Annotated in this window: 15 protein-coding genes; 3 read left to right on the top strand and 12 right to left on the bottom strand. The window is 27.1% G+C overall.

The window, feature by feature from the left end; all coding sequences use genetic code 11:
* Nucleotides 1-3: 3 nt before the first annotated feature.
* The 6 genes from queA to ACUN06_RS05710 form a co-directional block, all read right to left on the bottom strand.
* On the bottom strand, nt 4-1,029 hold the full coding sequence (queA, locus tag ACUN06_RS05735; RefSeq protein ID WP_449390198.1) for a tRNA preQ1(34) S-adenosylmethionine ribosyltransferase-isomerase QueA: 1,026 nt from the start codon (nt 1,027-1,029) through the stop codon (nt 4-6).
* Nucleotides 1,030-1,040: 11 nt separating this feature from the next.
* Nucleotides 1,041-2,072 carry a Holliday junction branch migration DNA helicase RuvB gene (ruvB, locus tag ACUN06_RS05730; protein ID WP_294124460.1) on the bottom strand — a complete coding sequence of 344 codons (1,032 nt, stop codon included), beginning with the start codon at nt 2,070-2,072 and terminating at the stop codon, nt 1,041-1,043.
* Between the two features lie 12 nt (nt 2,073-2,084).
* Complete coding sequence (gene ruvA, locus ACUN06_RS05725; RefSeq protein ID WP_294124461.1) at nt 2,085-2,690, bottom strand: Holliday junction branch migration protein RuvA; 606 nt, start codon at nt 2,688-2,690, stop codon at nt 2,085-2,087.
* A 141-nt stretch (nt 2,691-2,831) separates the two neighbouring features.
* A complete protein-coding gene (locus ACUN06_RS05720; RefSeq protein WP_294367052.1) occupies nt 2,832-3,248 on the bottom strand; it encodes a hypothetical protein in 417 nt (138 codons plus the stop codon).
* 188 nt (nt 3,249-3,436) lie between these two features.
* Complete coding sequence (locus tag ACUN06_RS05715) at nt 3,437-4,081, bottom strand: hypothetical protein (RefSeq protein ID WP_291731439.1); 645 nt, start codon at nt 4,079-4,081, stop codon at nt 3,437-3,439.
* 78 nt (nt 4,082-4,159) lie between these two features.
* Nucleotides 4,160-4,390 carry a hypothetical protein gene (locus ACUN06_RS05710; protein ID WP_294367050.1) on the bottom strand — a complete coding sequence of 77 codons (231 nt, stop codon included), beginning with the start codon at nt 4,388-4,390 and terminating at the stop codon, nt 4,160-4,162.
* Nucleotides 4,391-4,665: 275 nt separating this feature from the next.
* On the opposite strand from ACUN06_RS05710, the gene ACUN06_RS05705 reads away from it, so the two are divergent.
* Nucleotides 4,666-5,166 carry a QueT transporter family protein gene (locus ACUN06_RS05705; RefSeq protein WP_449390197.1) on the top strand — a complete coding sequence of 167 codons (501 nt, stop codon included), beginning with the start codon at nt 4,666-4,668 and terminating at the stop codon, nt 5,164-5,166.
* Between the two features lie 96 nt (nt 5,167-5,262).
* On the opposite strand, the gene ACUN06_RS05700 is transcribed toward ACUN06_RS05705, so the two are convergent.
* A complete protein-coding gene (locus tag ACUN06_RS05700) occupies nt 5,263-7,113 on the bottom strand; it encodes a bifunctional metallophosphatase/5'-nucleotidase (RefSeq protein WP_449390196.1) in 1,851 nt (616 codons plus the stop codon).
* A 398-nt stretch (nt 7,114-7,511) separates the two neighbouring features.
* Between ACUN06_RS05700 and feoB the strand changes: the two genes are divergently transcribed.
* Nucleotides 7,512-9,875: a ferrous iron transport protein B gene (gene feoB / locus ACUN06_RS05695; protein ID WP_449390195.1), complete on the top strand. Its 2,364-nt coding sequence runs from the start codon at nt 7,512-7,514 to the stop codon at nt 9,873-9,875.
* Between the two features lie 223 nt (nt 9,876-10,098).
* Here the strand turns inward: feoB and ACUN06_RS05690 are convergent, their stop codons facing one another.
* The 3 genes from ACUN06_RS05690 to ACUN06_RS05680 form a co-directional block, all read right to left on the bottom strand.
* Nucleotides 10,099-11,877 carry an ABC transporter ATP-binding protein gene (locus ACUN06_RS05690; RefSeq protein WP_291734275.1) on the bottom strand — a complete coding sequence of 593 codons (1,779 nt, stop codon included), beginning with the start codon at nt 11,875-11,877 and terminating at the stop codon, nt 10,099-10,101.
* Entirely contained in the window at nt 11,877-13,604 is a 1,728-nt protein-coding gene (locus tag ACUN06_RS05685; protein WP_449390194.1) for an ABC transporter ATP-binding protein, read from the bottom strand. The genes ACUN06_RS05690 and ACUN06_RS05685 overlap by 1 nt, the downstream gene beginning before the upstream one ends.
* A 166-nt stretch (nt 13,605-13,770) precedes the next feature.
* Nucleotides 13,771-14,754: an SseB family protein gene (locus tag ACUN06_RS05680; protein WP_449390193.1), complete on the bottom strand. Its 984-nt coding sequence runs from the start codon at nt 14,752-14,754 to the stop codon at nt 13,771-13,773.
* A 275-nt stretch (nt 14,755-15,029) separates the two neighbouring features.
* On the opposite strand from ACUN06_RS05680, the gene ACUN06_RS05675 reads away from it, so the two are divergent.
* Nucleotides 15,030-15,545, top strand: a complete 516-nt coding sequence (locus tag ACUN06_RS05675) for an ECF transporter S component (protein WP_291734283.1) — start codon at nt 15,030-15,032, stop codon at nt 15,543-15,545.
* Between the two features lie 142 nt (nt 15,546-15,687).
* Here the strand turns inward: ACUN06_RS05675 and ACUN06_RS05670 are convergent, their stop codons facing one another.
* A complete protein-coding gene (locus ACUN06_RS05670; protein WP_291734286.1) occupies nt 15,688-17,256 on the bottom strand; it encodes an AbgT family transporter in 1,569 nt (522 codons plus the stop codon).
* Nucleotides 17,257-17,551: 295 nt separating this feature from the next.
* Nucleotides 17,552-18,967: a group II intron reverse transcriptase/maturase gene (gene ltrA, locus ACUN06_RS05665; RefSeq protein WP_291734288.1), complete on the bottom strand. Its 1,416-nt coding sequence runs from the start codon at nt 18,965-18,967 to the stop codon at nt 17,552-17,554.
* Between the last annotated feature and the right edge of the window lie 98 nt (nt 18,968-19,065).

Genomic DNA, 19,065 nt, shown 5'->3' with positions numbered 1-19,065 from the left:
TATTTATTTTATTATCATTGAATCTCCAAAAGAGAAGAATCTATATCTTTCTTTTACAGCTTCATTATAAGCATTCATTACTTTTTCTTTTCCTGATAATGCAGAAACTAACATTATTAATGTTGATTCTGGTAAATGGAAATTAGTTATAAGTTTATCCACAACCTTAAACTCATATCCTGGATAAATGAAAATATTAGTCCAACCACTTTGTGCCTTAACAAAACCATTTTCATCTCCAATTGTTTCTAATGTTCTTGTAGATGTTGTACCAACTGAAATAATCTTATTACCACGCTTTTTAGTATCGTTTATTATTTTAGCATCTTCTTCTTCTAAATTATAAAATTCAGAATGCATAACATGTTCATTTACATCATCAACTTTAACTGGTCTAAATGTTCCAAGTCCTACATGAAGTGTAACATATGCTATATTAACTCCTTTTTTCTTTACTTCTTCTAAAAGTTCTTTAGTAAAATGTAATCCTGCTGTTGGTGCTGCTGCTGAACCTTGTTCCTTAGAATAAACTGTTTGATATCTTTCTTTATCATCAAGTCTTTCAGTTATATATGGTGGTAATGGCATTTCTCCTAATTCATCTAATACTTGTTCAAATATTCCATCATAAGAAAATTCAATAATTCTATTTCCTTCTTCTACAATATCAACAACTTTACATTTTAATTTACCTTTTCCAAATAAAAATTCAGTTCCAATCTTTGCTCTCTTACCAGGCTTAGCTAAGCATTCCCATTTGTCTCCTTCAATTCTTTTAAGAAGTAAAAATTCAATTTTACCACCACTTTCAGCCTTCTCTCCTATAAGTCTAGCTGGCATTACTCTAGTATTATTTAAAACTAAAGTATCTCCTGGATTTAAATATTCAATAACATTATAAAAATGTTTATGTTCTATTTTTCCAGTTTCCTTATCTAAAACCATTAATTTAGAATAATCTCTCTTTTCTAAAGGATGTTGAGCTATTAGCTCTTCTGGTAAGTAAAAATCAAAATCACTTGTTTTCATTATATATTCTCCTAACTTTCAAAAAAACTAGTTTGTCTTTTTGTATCTTTTTTAACTCTTGTTCGTCCTAAATGACTATATGCTTTATCTGTAGCCGTTCTTCCTCTTGCAGTTCTTACAATAAAGCCCTTTTGCAATAAGTAAGGTTCATAAACATCTTCAATTGTTCCAAGTTCTTCACCAATAAAATAAGATAATGTTTCTATACCAACAGGTCCCCCATTAAAGTTATCTATTATTGCTTCTAAAATCTTATTATCAACTCTATCAAACCCTTGGGCATCTACTTCTAATAATTCTAAAGCAGCTTTTGCTTCTTTAAAGCTTATTAATGAATCAGAATATACCTCAGCATAATCCCTAACCCTTTTTAATAATCTATTTGCTATTCTTGGAGTTCCTCTTGACCTTCTTGCAATTTCATAAGCTCCTTCTTCTGTTATATTACAATTTAAAACTAAAGCAGAACGAACAATAATTTCTTTTAATTGCTCTTCTGTATAATATACCATATCACATAAAACCCCAAATCTATCTCTTAATGGAGATGTAAGCATTCCTACCCTAGTAGTTGCTCCTATTAAAGTAAAATGAGGTAAATCTAATCTAATTGATTTTGCTGCTGCTCCTTTACCTATAACTATATCTAATGCATAATCCTCCATAGCAGGATATAAAATTTCTTCAACACTTCTATTTAATCTATGTATTTCATCTATAAATAAAACATCATTATCTTTTAGTGTTGTTAATATAGCCGCCAAATCTCCTGCTCTTTCAATTGCTGGTCCAGAAGTAATTTTTAAATCTCCACCCATTTCTTTTGCTATTATATTAGCTAAAGTTGTTTTACCTAATCCTGGTGGGCCATATAACAATACATGATCTAAAGCTTCATTTCTCTTTTTTGCAGCAGTAATAAATATATTTAATCGTTCTTTTACTTTATCTTGCCCTATATATTCATTAATTCTTTGAGGCCTTAGGCTTAATTCACTATTTCCATCTTCCAAAATCTCATTTGGAGTGATGATTCTTTCCAAAATATATCACCTCTATCCCATTAATACTCTTAAACATTCCTTAATTATATTTTCAACTGATTCATGTTTATTTACTTTCTTTAATGTGTTTTCAGCTTCTTTTTCTGAATATCCTAATGCTAATAATGCCCCTAATGCTTCTTCAACTGAATTTGCATTATTTGGAATAATATCTTCAAATCCTTCTTGAATATCAACGCCTTGTGTCACTTCTTCTGTTTTGATTTTATCTTTTAATTCTAAAATTATTCTTCCTGCAGTTTTCTTTCCAATTCCAGGTGCTCTACATAAATGTTTATCATCTTCCATAATAATAGCATATTTTAAATTGTTTATTCTGCTTATAGAAAGTAAAGATAATGCTGCTTTTGCTCCAACCCCACTAATTGAAATTAATAATTTAAACATTTCTAGTTCTTCTCTATCTTTAAATCCATATAATCCTATAAAATCTTCTCTAACTATTTGCTCTAAATACAACATAATTTCTTCATTAACCTTTGGCATTTCTGCCATTGTTGCTCCTGAAGTAAAAATCTTATATCCTATCCCATTATTCTCCACTATTATATAATCTTTATTTATCCCAATATATCTTCCTTTAATATATTCGTACATTTTTATCCCCCTACATTTAATCCAATAGATTAAAAACTATCTTCTTCATTAACCTAACTTATACTTTAACATTTTGAAAGAGTTTTTTCAATAATAAAGAGTTATGCTAAAAACCTTATTTTTAGCATAACTCTTTAACTTTTAACCTTTAGTATATTCTCCATAAGGCTCCATTATATCTATTGAATCACTATTGGTAAATATATTATCTATACCATAATCATAAATGTTAATATCTATTTTATTTGAAAGTAATTTAGAAATTAACTCTTCTTTTTCTTCTTGAAAAATTCCTTCATTTTGAATTTTCTCAATTATATTATATGTATTATATAATCTACATTCTCCCTCTTCTACTCCACTTTTATAACTTAAAACATCTGAAATATCATCAAAATCTTCTATCAAATCTTTATATGCTCCAATTACATCTGTACTTATTGTTTTTTTATAATAATAATTATTTACATATCCCTTAGCACTTTTAATATCTTCAAATCCTCTTACATTACCACTAGGCATTACTAATAAATAATCGAAGTTTGGTATATTACTCATCTTCTTCGCCTCCTTATTTAGTTGCATTAATATTTTTCCCTATGTCCACATTGTTATACGAGTTTGTATTTTCCTATAATGAAAGAGATTATAAACAGAAACCAAATTCTATTTATAATCTCTTTCAATGTAAAATATATTAAACAAACAATTCTTGTTATTAAAAATATAATTTATCAGTGTTAATATTAAGATATAAATGCTGTTAATTTTTCTATAGCTTCATCCTTAGTATCATAACAATATTTAAAATTTTTAATTGCTTCTAAATCTTCACCTTTTAAAAAACTAATTGATCTACTATTAGAATATACATCATCTTCACTTTCTATTTTAGGTACACCAGAATTATCTGTTTTGTATATTGCAAAATATCCATCCTTTTCTCCTAGATAATATTTATTAGGTAATAAAACACTTGTTGTTCCATCTTTAACAAATACTAACTTACTATCTTCTAGTGATTCTAAATTATATCCATTAGCTTCATAAAAATTAACTAAAAATTGTTCATTAATGTCATTTACAATTGAATTTTCCTTTTTAAAATCAGAAATACTTTGCTCCTTTTCAACTACACCTTGGTTCATTAAAACAACTATAATCCCATCATCTAATACATTTGAATTATTATAAACTGTTTTATCATCATTTTGATTATTTAAATTATCTTTATTTAGCAATTTTCCTGTAAAAAAATAAGTGCAAAAAAAACATATTACTACTGCTAAAACAATAATTCCAGATAATATAGAAATTTTTTTATTTAAGTGCTTTTTTTGTTTACCTATTAATTCATTTTCTTTATCTTTATCAAATATTTCATTACTCATAAATATCACTCCCTTTTCTGTAATTATTGACAGCTTTCATAATGATATTCATGAATATTTTACTTTTTTACTATTTTATTACCACTCTATTGTTAATATTGTACAATCCTCTTTTTTTAAAGAAATTCTATATCCATCAATTAATAACCACTTTATGAGTTCTGTTTGAATTTCTTCTGATTCGTCCTGTATTGCTAAAATTGCGCTTATTTTGTTTATCCCCATATTTTTTCCCATATCTATATTTTCTTGAATCTTACTTTTATGTCTTTCAAATTCACTTTTGTCTTGATTATTTGAATATTCCATATAAATTCCCTCCTTATATTCAAAATATAATTAATAAATTATAATACTTATTTTTCTAAAATATTAATTTTATATATATTAATATTTAAATTTACTACTTTTAAAATATACTTTTTCTTGATTCTTCATATAATATAAAGTATAATTTATTTTTGAAATATGGACAGTTCGGGAACCTCCTGTCATTAAACAAAACTAGGTAAATTTTTGATAAATAATTTAATATTTATTAAAACCTTAGGTTCCTAATAATTTTTATTAGGAGGTTTTTCAAAATGAAAAACAATTTAACAAAAAGATTAACTAGAACTGCAATAATTGCAGCAATCTACGCAGTAGTAACTATTGCAATATCACCATTTTCCTATGGAAGTATCCAATTTAGGATTTCAGAAATTTTAGTTTTATTAGCTATTTTTGATCCACTATACATAGGAGGACTTACACTTGGCTGTTTAATAGCTAATTTATTAGGCCCAAATGGACCAATGGATGTTATATTTGGAACATTAGCAACTTTTTTAAGTGTATATGCCATTTATATTACTGGTAAACTTATTAGCAATTATAAACTTAAATTGTTTATTGCTTCCCTATGGCCAACAATTTTTAATGGTATTATTATAGGCTGGATGTTAAATAAATTATATGGACTTCCACTATTTTTATCTATGGGTGAAGTTGCTTTAGGTGAATTTATGGTTGTAACTGTGATAGGTATTCCTTTGTTTATTGCAGCTGGAGCTAAATTCAAAAATGTAATGATGTTAAAATAATTTTAGGACAACCTATTTGTAATGGTTGTCCTTTTATGTATAAATAATATATTTTATTAACAAATTTACTTTTATCTTTTAAATTATATTTTTTTATCAATATTTAGAAAATATAATTTTTCCAACTCCAATCCCCATTGATATTGTAAGCATTATTGGTATGAACTCTTTTATTCCTTCACTTTCTACTTCTTCATCCTCACTTTCCCCTTCATCATTATTGTTCTTATTGCTATTTAAATATTCAAAGTATTCATCCTCATTTTCTATATTATTTTCATCATCATCATCTGAAATAATATCTGGGTTAATTTCTACACTAATTTCTTTATCATCTTCTTTTAAATCAATAATAAGATTATAATTTATAAGCTTTATACCATAATTTTTCCATCTTTCTTTTATCAATTCTCTCATTTCACCAATTACTTCAAAATCTATATCTTCTCCAAAATCATATTCATTTCCACCATTTATCAAAAAATCTATAGTGGTTAATGTATAATATTCCTCATCCTTTACCTCCGAGCCATCATTTAATTGTATTGAAGTAATTTTATCCCTTGAAGAATCATAATAAACCGTTAATCCAGAAAATTGTCCCCATCCAAATTCATATGTATTTATTCCGTGTTTTATTAACTCTTTTAACTTTGCACCTGTAACCTTAACAGTAATAATCTTATCATCAAAAGGTAATATTTTATATATATCCTCTACTGTTACATCACCTTTGTAAAGAGAATCTTTTATTCTATCTCCATTAATTATAGAAACCTGAGTATTTCCAATTTCCCTTAAAGTTTCAGCAATAGTTACTCCTAATTTTGAAAGACTATTTTCTCCATCATGAATTAAATCAAAATTTAATTCTGTGACTTTTTCATATAACATTGAATTTAATTTTTCTTTATACTCTTCAACAATCTTCTTTATTGCTATATCTTCTTCAAATTCATTTTCTGGACTTTCATTATAAAAAACTCTTGTATTTGCTTTTACATTTATAACATTGTTATCTTCATCCACAGTAAAATTCAAAACTGATAATCCTCTTCCATTATATCCAGCTTGAACTATAGGAATATTTTTACCTGAAATTTCATTTTCTATAAATCCATCAATAAACTTATGACTATTAGATGATATAACTGCATCAATATCATTTGCCTTTTTTGCAATTTCCGCTGCTTCTCCTATTATAATATTATCTTCATCTTTTTCTGAAGGTAAATTTGTTAATGCAATTATTATATCTGCCCCTTTACCTCTAACTTCCTCAGAGTATTTATTTAATGAATCTAAAGCATCTAAAACCTTTAACCCTTTAATATTTCCTAATTTTTCATTTTTTAAAATCCCTTCTGTTACAATTCCAATAAATGCAACATTTATGTTCTCAACTTCTTCTATAACATATGGAACTGCATATTCAGGAACACTACCTGTTTCTTCATCAATTAAATTTGAAGCAACAAACTTAAAGTTTACTTGATTTGATAAACTTCTAAGATTATTTCTACCTAAATCATATTCATGATTTCCAATTACTGATGCTACTACACCTATTTCCTCCATCATTTTATTTACAACTTCTTCATTTAATTTCTTTGATATTCCTGTACCTTCATATAAATTTCCACCAGCTACAGTTATAACACCATATTTACCATTTTCTTTCTCTTTAATTTTATATTCTTTTATTATACTTGTTAATTTAGATGCACCTATATTTTTTTCCGATTCTAAAACCTTTCCATGAAAATCATTAAAAGTTAATATATCAATAACTTTATTGTTTTCTTCTACTAAATTAAACTCATCTCTTATTATTTTACTATTCTTATTTTCTATTTCATATGCATTTATAGTTTTATATTGAATGCCAATTACAACACTGAAAATAATTATACTAATTATTATTATTAACTTATTGCACCTTTGCATATTATCCTCCATAAACATTATTAAAAAATTATATTTTTACAAAATATTTTACATTATTGTATATATAGTTTCAATATTTTTAAATATTATAATATCAGTTTATTTTTATGCATTATTTTAATGTTAACTTTATAGTAAGCACTAAATATACATAATTTAAAATATAATTAACCTATTTTTAATCATAATAACTTTTAAATATAGTATTTTTTCATAATAATTTAGAAATGTTAACATTTACTTAAACAAAGTCTATATTTTTTATAAACATTTCATTACTAAATAAAAATCATTTCTACTTGTAATTATTATATATATATATGATAAAATATATTTATAAAAGTAAATATTTTCCTTAAACATTTCCTAAAATTATAAATTAAAGGTAGGCGATAATAATGACTTTAGATCAATTAATTGTTGGAAAAAGTGCTACCATAGTATCGGTTGGTGGTGCAGGAGCATTAAGAAATCACTTATTAGATATGGGACTTACCCCAGGAACTGAAGTTTCATTAATAAAAACTGCACCAATGAATGACCCAATAGAGTTACGATTAAGAGGATATGAATTAACATTAAGACTTCAAGATGCAGCTAAAATAGAAATTAAAGATATTCATCCTACAGAAGACTCTAAAAAGCATAAAGAAAGAATCAAAGATATTCCACACCCTCAAGTTGGAGAAATGGATATTTATCATGTCCGTAAAAAAGGTAATGAGTTATCAGCTGGAGCTCCTTTAAGCTTTGGGTTAATAGGAAACCAAAATTCCGGAAAAACAACTTTATTTAACCAATTAACTGGTTGTAATCAACATGTAGGAAATTTCCCTGGTGTAACAGTCGATAGAAAGGATGGAGTAATTAAAAATCATCCTGAAGCTACTGTTACAGACCTTCCTGGAATATACTCACTTTCTCCTTATACAGATGAAGAAATTGTAACTAGAGATTTCTTAATTAATAACAAACCAAAAGGAATAATAAACATTGTAGATGCAACTAATATTGAACGTAATCTTTATTTAACTATGCAGTTAATTGAAATGGATATTCCAATAGTACTTGCACTTAATATGATGGATGAAGTTCAAGAAAATGGTGGAACTATTAAAGTAAATTTATTAGAACAAACCCTTGGGATTCCCGTAATTCCAATTTCAGCATCAAAAAATATGGGTATTGATGAACTTATTGAACATGCTATTCATGTTGCAAGATTTAATGAATGTCCTGGAAGATTAGATTTTTGTGATGAAAGTATTTCACCTGAACAAGCTGCAATACACAGATGTATTCATGCCATAATGCATTTAACTGATGACCATGCTAGAAATGCTCATATTCCCGAAAGATTTGCTGCTACTAAATTAGTTGAAGGTGATCATCTTATTTTAAATGCATTAAAATTAAATACTAATGAAAAGCAAATGTTAGAACATATAATAATTGAAATGGAAAATGAAGTTGGTAAGGATAGACAATCAGCCCTTGCGGATATGAGATTTAGCTTCATAAATAAGGTATGTGATAATACAGTAATAAAGCCACTTGAAAGTAAGTCACATAAGCGAAGTGTAAAAATGGATAATATACTTACAGGTAAATATACTGCCCTTCCTTCTTTTGTTGCAATCATGGCACTAATATTTTGGCTTACCTTTAATATAATAGGTTCATCTTTATCAGATTTATTAACATTAGCTATTGAATGGTTTACTAAACTTTGTGATAAAGGTTTAACTGCTTATGGTTTAAATCCAACAGTTAAGTCATTAATTATTGATGGTATATTTGGAGGTGTTGGAAGTGTACTTAGCTTTTTACCTATTATAGTAGTTCTATTTTTCTTTTTATCAATATTAGAAGATAGTGGTTATATGGCAAGAATAGCATTTATAATGGACAAACTATTAAGAAAACTAGGACTTTCAGGAAGAAGTTTTGTTCCATTACTTATTGGATTTGGATGTTCTGTTCCTGCAATTATGGCAACAAGAACATTATCATCTGAGCGTGATAGAAAAATGACTATATTGTTAATTCCTTTTATGAGCTGTTCTGCAAAATTACCAATTTACGCATTATTTACTTATGCATTTTTCCCTAAATATCGTGCATTAGTTATGGTACTTTTATATTTTATAGGAATTATTATAGGAATACTATTTTCTCTATTACTAAAAAATAGTACTTTTAAAGGTGAACCTATTCCATTTGTAATGGAACTTCCAAACTATAGATTCCCTAGTCCTAAAAGTGTTTGGCAATTAATTTGGAATAAAGCAAAAGATTTTATTACAAGAGCATTTACTATAATATTTGTGGCAACTATTATTATATGGTTCTTACAAACATTTGATTTAAGACTTAATGTAGTATCTGATTCTAGTAAAAGCTTGCTTGCCGGAATAGGTGGATTAATTTCTCCAATATTTGCTCCTCTTGGATTTGGCGATTGGAGAATATCAACAGCTTTAATTACTGGATTTACAGCAAAAGAAAGTGTAGTAAGTACTTTAACAGTTTTATTAGGTGGAAAAACTTCTGCACTATCAACATTATTTACTCCTTTTACTGCATTTGTATTTTTAATTTTCACACTATTATATACGCCTTGTGTTGCTGCAATAGCTTGTGTAAAAAGAGAATTAGGCTCTAGAAAAGCTGCTCTTGAAATTGTTTTATTACAATGTGGTATAGCTTGGATTGTAGCTTTTATAATTCATACTATTGGAATTTTATTAGGTATTGCTTAAAAAGCAAAAAAATTCAGCTTAAGCTGAATTTTTTAATGTAATTTAGATAGAAATTTTCTAAGCAATTTCAATCTAAATTACAAACTAATTAAATTTTAATAGATGGGGATGTCGCATTAAGAATAAATACTACAATATATTGTATTAATTTTTATTTTTTAAAACAATATATTGTGTATAAAAGTTTTAATGCGCCAGCCCCATCACCTTATTTTTTATTTAATTATTCTGCAGAATCTGCAAATTGACTATTATATAATTCTTCATAGAAACCACCCTTAGCCATTAATTCTTCATGATTTCCTTGTTCTATTATATTTCCATCTTTAATAACTAATATTAAATCTGCACTTTTTATAGTAGATAATCTATGTGCTATAACAAAGCTTGTTCTTCCTTTCATTACATTTTGCATTGCTTGTTGAAGCATTAACTCTACCCTAGTATCAACAGAACTTGTAGCTTCATCTAATATAAGAATCTTTGGATCAGAAATTATTGCTCTTGCTATAGTAAGTAATTGCTTTTCTCCTTGTGATATATTAGATGCTTCTTCATTTAAAAACATATTATATCCATCAGGTAATGTTTTTATAAAATGGTGCACATTAGCTATTTTAGCGGCTAAAATAACATCATCTTTTGTAGCATTAAATCTACCATATTTTATATTATCCTCTATAGTTCCATTAAATAACCATGTATCTTGGAGTACCATACCAAACATACTACGTAAGTCCTCACGCTTCATATCTCTTGTATCTACTCCATCTATTTTAATTGAACCACCTTTTAATTCATAAAACCTCATAAGTAAATTAATTAATGTAGTTTTACCAGCTCCAGTAGGACCAACTATAGCTACCATTTGTCCTGCCTTAATTTCTGCATTTAAATCATGTATTAAAATTTTATCATCACTATATCCAAATTTAACATGTTCAAAAGAAACATTACCTCTTGGTCTCTCTAATTTAACTGAAGTTTTCTTATCTTCTAACTGCTCTTCTTCATTTAAAAATTCAAATACTCTATCAACAGCTGCAAATGCTGATTGAATTGCTGATGATAATTGAGTCACTTGTGATAATGGTTGATTTATTTGCCATATATATCTTATAAATGCTTGAAGATTACCAACTGTAATTCCACCTGCAATTGATATAATAGCTCCCAAAATCCCCATTGCTGCTATACCTAAATAACAAACTAATGAAACTAAAGGTCCCATAGTACTTGATATAAATTGAGCTTTAAATCCAGCTGCTTGAAGTTTTCCATTTATAGCAATAAATTCATCTATTGCATCCTCTTCCTTACCATAAAGCTTTATTTCATTAAAACCAGTATACATTTCTTGCACTGTACCATTTAATTTTCCTAAAGCATATTGTTGAGTTTTAAAATATCCTTGGGACTTACTTACTACTACTTTTGAAACCATATAACTAAGTGGAATTATAAGCGTTGCTATCAATGCCATTTTAACATTTATAGAAAACATCATAATAAGTGCTAAAGTAACTGCTAATATTGAATTTACAACTTGGCTTAAACTTTGTTGAAGTGCATTTGAAATAGTATCTATATCATTAGTAATTCTGCTTAATACATCTCCATAACTATTTTTATCAAAATAACTTACTGGTAACCTTTTTATTTTATCTTGAACTGCACTTCTTAAATCTCTCATACTATTTTGAATAGCATTTGTTAATAAAAAACTTGCTCCATATGTTGCTAATACATTTCCAAGATAAACTCCTAATAATACAATTAATATTTTAGTGATATATTTAAAATTTACACTTGCCCCATTTACTCCTTTAATTAAATCAAAAGAATCATTTGTAAGCTGAGTAATAACTAATCCTTCAGTTCTAGGAGCAATTGCTGAAAATACAGCTGCTATTACTATAAGTAAAATAGCAGTTAAAAATCCAAATTTATATGGTTTAACAAAAGGAGTAATTTTTTTCACCGAATCTTTTATCTTTGACATTATGCTAATTCCTCCTCTGTAAGTTGTGATAAAGCTATTTCTTTATATACTGAACAAGTTTTTAATAGTTCTTTATGTTTTCCTATTCCAACTACATTTCCTTCATCTAAAACTATAATTTTATCTGCATCCATAATTGAACCTATTCTTTGAGCTACAATTAAAACTATTGCATGAGTTGTTTCTTTTTTTAATTCAGCTCTTAAAATAGCATCTGTTTTAAAATCTAATGCAGAAAAACTATCATCAAATATATAAATTTCTGGTTTTCTAACTAATGCTCTTGCTATAGATAATCTTTGTTTTTGTCCACCAGATACATTTGATCCACCTTCACCAATAGGTTCATCAAACTTCTTTTCCTTTTTATTTATAAAATCATATGCTTGTGCTACCTTTGCACTATGCACCATTTCTTCATGACTAGCTTTACGTTTACCAAATTTAATATTACTTTTTATGCTTCCTGTAAATAGTAATGTTTTTTGTCTTATAAACCCTATCTTACTTCTTAATGTTTTAATATTAAAATCTCTAACATCTATTCCATCTATCTTTATGGAACCTGAAGTAACATCATAAAATCTTGGTATAAGATTTATTAATGTAGATTTTCCACTTCCTGTACTTCCTATAAATGCTATAGTTTCACCTTTTTTAGCTTTAAATGAAACATTTTTTATTACAGCTTCTTCTCCATCTGGATAAATAAAAGTAACATCATTAAACTCTAGTGTACCTTCATTATTTGTTTTTGTAACTCCATTTTTAGGATTTTTAATTAATGGCTCTGTAGTTAATATTTCTTCAATTCTTTCTGCAGAAACCTGTGCTTTTGGATACATTACAAATACATTAGAAAATAGCATTAATGAAAACATTGCATGGAATAAGTATTCTATAAAAGCTACTAATTGTCCAACTTGTAAACTTCCTACATTAATCATTTTACTTGCTATCCAAAACAATACTATTATTGCTAAATTAAGTAATAAGAAAAATGTTGGTTGAGCAACTGACATTAATTTAAATAATTTCTTTGAAATACCTGCATATTGATTATTTATTTTATTAAATCTTTTATTTTCATAATCATCATTTCCAAAAGCTCTTATAACTCTTATTCCAGTTAAGTTTTCTCTTGATATTCTATTTAATGTATCTAGATTTTTTTGTTGAGTTTGAGACCATGGATGAGATGTCTTAGCAATTAAAAATACACCTAAAACTATAAGTGGCAATGTAACTACCAATATTAAAGATAGTTTTGCATTTGTCTTTAGTATCATAAATAAACTTAATACAAACATTACAGGGCATATCATTGCCATTCTTAATATTGTATTAGTAAATTGCATAACTTGAAATGCATCATTAGTAGTTCTTGTTATCATTGATGAAATTCCAAACTTGTCATATTCACTATGAGAAAATTCTTGTGATTTTTTAAATATATCATTTCTTATATCTCTAACAACTTTTGTTGAAATACTAGCTGAAGTATATGCTAAAAGTACACTTCCCATAGCCCCTAATATAGAAATTCCTACAATCACTATCCCCATTTGCTTTATATAACTTATATCATTATAAGCTATACCTGTATCTATTACCTTTGCCATTATTGTAGGTATACCTAGTTCAACTAAAGCAAATCCTAGTACACCAACTAAATTTAATAAAACAAGCGCCTTATATTTTTTTAAATATCTTAATATTAATTTCATTTATATACCTCCTCTTTATCCTTCCTTAGTTTCCTTATTTTAGTGCACCAAGAATTTTAATTTTATATATAATATTATTTTATGTCAATATTATTTTTTTACTCCATTTTAATTGTTCCTAAAACAAATGGATGTGCATAATCTTACACATCCATTTATTTAAAATTTATTTTAATTTACTTTTTTTCATTATAAATTCTTTTATTATATCTTTGTTAGTATCATCTATTTTAATTGAAAGTCCTGAACAATTAATTACTGCTCCTTCTAAATTTTCTGACAATAATAATATATCTTGAAAATTACAAATACTACTTTTCCAATTTTTCTTATCAAATGCTTTATCAAATTCATACCAATCAGTAAATGCCGGAATCCAACTTATACCATTTTTATCCTTAATTATAGAAAACCTAACTTCATTTCCTTTATTAACAACATTCATCCCATTACTATCAATTTTTAAATCATTATTTTCTAATTTTATAGGAACTAAATATTTTGCATTAATTACTTCTTCTAGCATTTTTTCTTCTAAATTGCGCATAACCTCAGCTTTATTAGCATAATTTTTTCTTGAATACGCATTTTGAAAAAATTTAATCATAGCAAACTGCATTTTAGGATTTATAACTGGAATATTTTTTGCTGGTACATTACTATAATCACACGAAGGTAATATTTCATTTCTTTTCATTTCAATTGTGTATTCTCCATTATCAATTAAAAATTTTTCTATTCCAATATAATGCATTTTTCCAAATTCATTTATTACATCTTTATCTACTAATTTCTTCATTTCTAAAAAAGTTTCTTGCTTATTAAAATGCTCTACTGCATTATCAGCAAATTCCTTTTGTGAAAAAATCCAAGCTCTTTCTTCAAAATCAATATAAGGATATTTAGTATTTTTATCATATGCAATATATAATTCTTTAGATGTTCTAAGTTTTATTATTAAAACTCTTGTAAATGCAATAATTTTACCATCATAATCATGATTATTTAATGCATTTTTCTCTTTTAAAACTCTCATTGTAAAAATTAAAAATACAAGTTCCTGTATGTTAACCTTTTCAAATTCTTCAGCACTAATTTTATTACTAAAAATAAATATTCTTCCTAATTCATTTTTTCTTTTATTGTCCATTACTTCCCCTCATTTCTTAAACTTAAAACATATTTTTAAAATCTTAATTTTACCTAATTTTTATAAATATTGAAATTTATTAATTACATGTATTATAATTTTACATTTAAAACCATTTATAGTCAAATAATTCTCAATTTTATTCATTTTTAATTATTTAATATTTTATAAATTTAAACTTTTAATTAACTTTTATATATTGTACCCATACATTAGATTATTGTTATTTTTTGATTTATCTTATTAATAAAGAAATCTTTTATGGAGGTGTTATTTTGTCAACTCATCATGCCACTACTAAAGATATAACAAAAATAGCTATAATGTCTGCTTTAGTGTTTATTGCAACTTATTTAATTAAAATTCCTTCTTTAAATGGATATACTCATATTGGCGATTCAATGATAATTATATCCGCTTTAATTTTAGGAAAGAAAAAAGGTGCATTAGCAGCTGGATTAGGAGCTTCATTATGTGATTTATTAAGTGGATATATGCAATATATAATTGCTACATTTTTTATAAAAGCTATTATGGTTATTATTATTTGTACAATAGTAGAAAAACTAATTAATAAAACTAAACTTGCTTGGATTATAGGTTCTATTGTAGGATGTACTTTTCAACTGTTAGGTTATGCTTTATTTGAAAGCCTATTATATGGATTTGCCGGAGCAATTGCTTCTATTCCAAGTAATATTATTCAATCTATTACCGGAATTGTCATTGCTATGGTATTAGCTAATATACTTGAAAAATCTAATGTCTTTGAAAAATTAAAAAATGCCTAACTTTCATAATAAGCAATAAAAAGGGGATATCGCATTAAGAATAAATACTACAATATATTTTGTTGATTTTTATTTTTTAAAACAATATATTGTGTATAAAATTTTTAGTGCGACAGCCCCTTTATCTTTTATATTATTAATACTAGAATCCAAATGGAATTCCAAATGCAAAGAATCCTAGTAAAAGTATTGTCCATCCAATTAAGAAGCTTATTGAATAAGGCATCATTAATCTTATCATATCACCAACTGTATATTCTGGCTTATACTTTCTCATATACACTAATATGATTCCTGCATATGACATTAATGGAGTTATTATATTAGTTGATGAATCAGCAACTCTATAAGCAGCTGCAACAACTTCTGGTGTCATATTTGAATTTACTTGATATAACATTGGTACAAATATTGGACCAAGTAACATCCACTTTGAAGTTAATCCACCTACAAAAAGATTTATTATAGCAGTTATAATTATAAAACCTATTATTAAAAGAATTGGGAATTCTGATAAGTTCATAGCTTTTAATAAATTACCACCTAAATATGTTATATAAGTTCCAAGTCCACTTTTAGTTAATAATGCTAAGAAGTTGTATGAGAAAAATGTAAGTACAAGTACTGATCCCATAGATCCCATTTGCTTAGACATACCTTTAACTACATCATTAGCTGATTTAAACTTTCCAACCTTAAAACCATAAAATACACCTGGTAAAAAGAATATGAATGTTATTATTAATATAATATTATCCATAAATGGAGTTACTTTTGCACCTGTTTCTGCATTTACAAATGTTTTTAATGGTCCAAAATATAATCCTATTACGCAAGCAGCTGCAATTATAAATCCTAATCCAGAAAACTTAAGTGCCTTATTTTCAATAGGCTTAACTGTAAAATCATTTAAGTTCATATCTTCTGTAATTGTATAGCTTTCTTTTTCAAGTCTTGGCTTAATTACTTTAATAGTTACAAAAGCACCTATAGTAGCTAACATAAAAGTAGAAGCAACTACAAAATAATAATGCATAGTGGCTGGGTTTAATGTCTTTCCTGCTGCACTAACAAAAGGAATACCTTGTCCCTCTGCAAATATCTTAGCATTATTACCAATTATTATATCTATCGGTGTTGCTGGAATTAAATTAGCACTAAATCCAGCAGATACTCCAGCAAAAGCTGCAGCCATACCTATAATTGGATTTTTCTTTAATCCTGCATATAAAAGCCCTGCTAAAGGTATTAAAATTACATAACCTGCATCTGTAGCAATACTACTCATTATACCTAAAAACACTAATACTATTGGAAGCATCTTATCTGAAACTTTTAATCCAACCTTTTTTATTAATGTAGATAAAAGCCCTGATTCTTCTGCTAATCCAACCCCAAGCATAACAACAAGAATTGTCCCTAATACTCCTCCACCATATGCTAACCAGTTATTAAGTAATGCATTTGAAAATATCCATTGAATATTTTCTGCTTTAAACATATTTTCAATAGTATGAGTTGTATAGCTTCCATCACCACTCATAACTTCAAAAGTTTTTCCACCTAAAAAAAGTGTTGAAAATAATACTACTACATAAAATATAGCAAATATTATAACTGGATCAGGTATTTTTTTACCTATCTTTTCAATTATAGATACTTTTTTCTTATCTTGTAACTTAATATTTTTTTCTTCTACTCTCTGTTCCATTTTATCCCCCCATATTTCATTTAACTATTTTAATTAGTTAATTTATTGTCATTCTACTATAAAATTGTTAATTCATCAACCTTTTTCCATAAAATATTACATTTTTTTCATAAACATCTTATATTTTTTAATTTTTAATAATATTTATTTTTATAGATTTTATTGTATTATTATTAATATCTTGTCACTTTACTTCTACTTATTTCTATATCGAGTAGGAGCTAAATAATTATTTTATTTAGCGTCCTCTCACACCACCGTACGTACCGTTCGGTATACGGCGGTTCATTAGAATTTAATGCATCATTTGATATGTTTGTGTTAGACTAACAAATCCTAGTGATTCTAGATATTTGTTATTTAGAGATTTGCTTAAGATTGGGCTCTTGGATATTCTCCAGTAGCCTTTTCTTGTATTTGCATATTCCCATGCTTTGTATTTATTAATTCCTAGTTTTACTAGATTTCTATGTCTGGTGCTAATCTTCTTCCATTGTTTCCATATGCAAGCTCTTAGTCTTCTTCTAATCCATTTATCTAGTTCTTTTAGCTTCGCCACCGCGTTAGCTATTCCATAATAATTAATCCAACCCATCATTATTTGATTTAATTTCTTTAGTCTAGATTCCATACTAATCCCTATATTTCTATTAGTGTAGAACTTAATTTTATCTTTAAATCTCTTGATTGATTTTTCATGAATTCTTATTTCTGCTCCGCCCTTCGCAAAGTAGAAAGAAAACCCTAAGAATTTTCTTTTAGATACAAAGTCTACTGCACTTTTATCCTTGTTTACCTTAAGTTTTAACTTATTTTCTATAAGTTTTATCATAGATTCCATTACTCTTATGCCTGCTCTTTTACTTTTAACATATACATTATTATCATCTGCATACCTACAAAATTTGTGTCCTCTCTTTTCAAGTTCCTTGTCTAATTCATCAAGCATTATGTTTGCTAGTAATGGACTTAACGGACCGCCTTGCGGAGTTCCTTCTGCACTTGTTACAGAAACGCCGTTAATTAGAATTCCACTTTTTAAGTATTTTCTTATTAATGATAATAGTCGTTTGTCTTTTATCTTCTTTTCAAGTTTCCCCATAAGAATATCATGGTTAACTTTATCAAAGAATTTCTCTAAATCCATATCTATAACCCATCTATTTCCCTCGTTTATGTATTGCTTCGATTTTGTTACTGCATCCTTTGCTCCTCTACGAGGTCGGAAGCCAAAGCTATTGTTTGAAAATAGTGGTTCATAAATTCTAGATAAAACTTGAGCTATTGCTTGTTGTATTAATCTATCTTGCACAGTTGGTATCCCTAATAGTCTAACTCCTCCATCAACTTTAGGTATCTCTACTCTTCTTACTGGTGATGGATTATATTTACTTTCTAGTATTTTAGCTTTAATTGTATCCCAATGTTTTTTGATATGCTCTCGAAGTTCATCGATTTTCATTCCATCAACTCCATGGCTACCTTTATTACTAATTACTCTCTTAAGTGCTAAAAGCATATTATTTCTTTCAAGAACTTCTTCAAGTAACATACTAGTATCAAATGTTTCATCGTTTACGCTTTCCCTATTTGGTAAAACCATAAAATTACTCTGCACCTTTGATTTACCTTGAAGTTCCACTTCTACTTCCACCACTTGGTCTCTATATTGAGTTTTCTGTTTTCTTTGTAATTTCTTTGATTTATCCAAAGTTGTAAACCTCCTAACGTTCAGTCCTTCGTCCGCTATCGCGATTAGCGGAGTTACTATGACATCTGCTGACTTCTGATAGTTCAGCTATATATCAC

It is taken from the genome of Clostridium sp. ETTB3 (assembly GCF_053571985.1).
The sequence above is the reverse complement of the archived record's forward strand: the minus strand, read 5'-3'. Positions and strand labels throughout refer to the sequence as shown.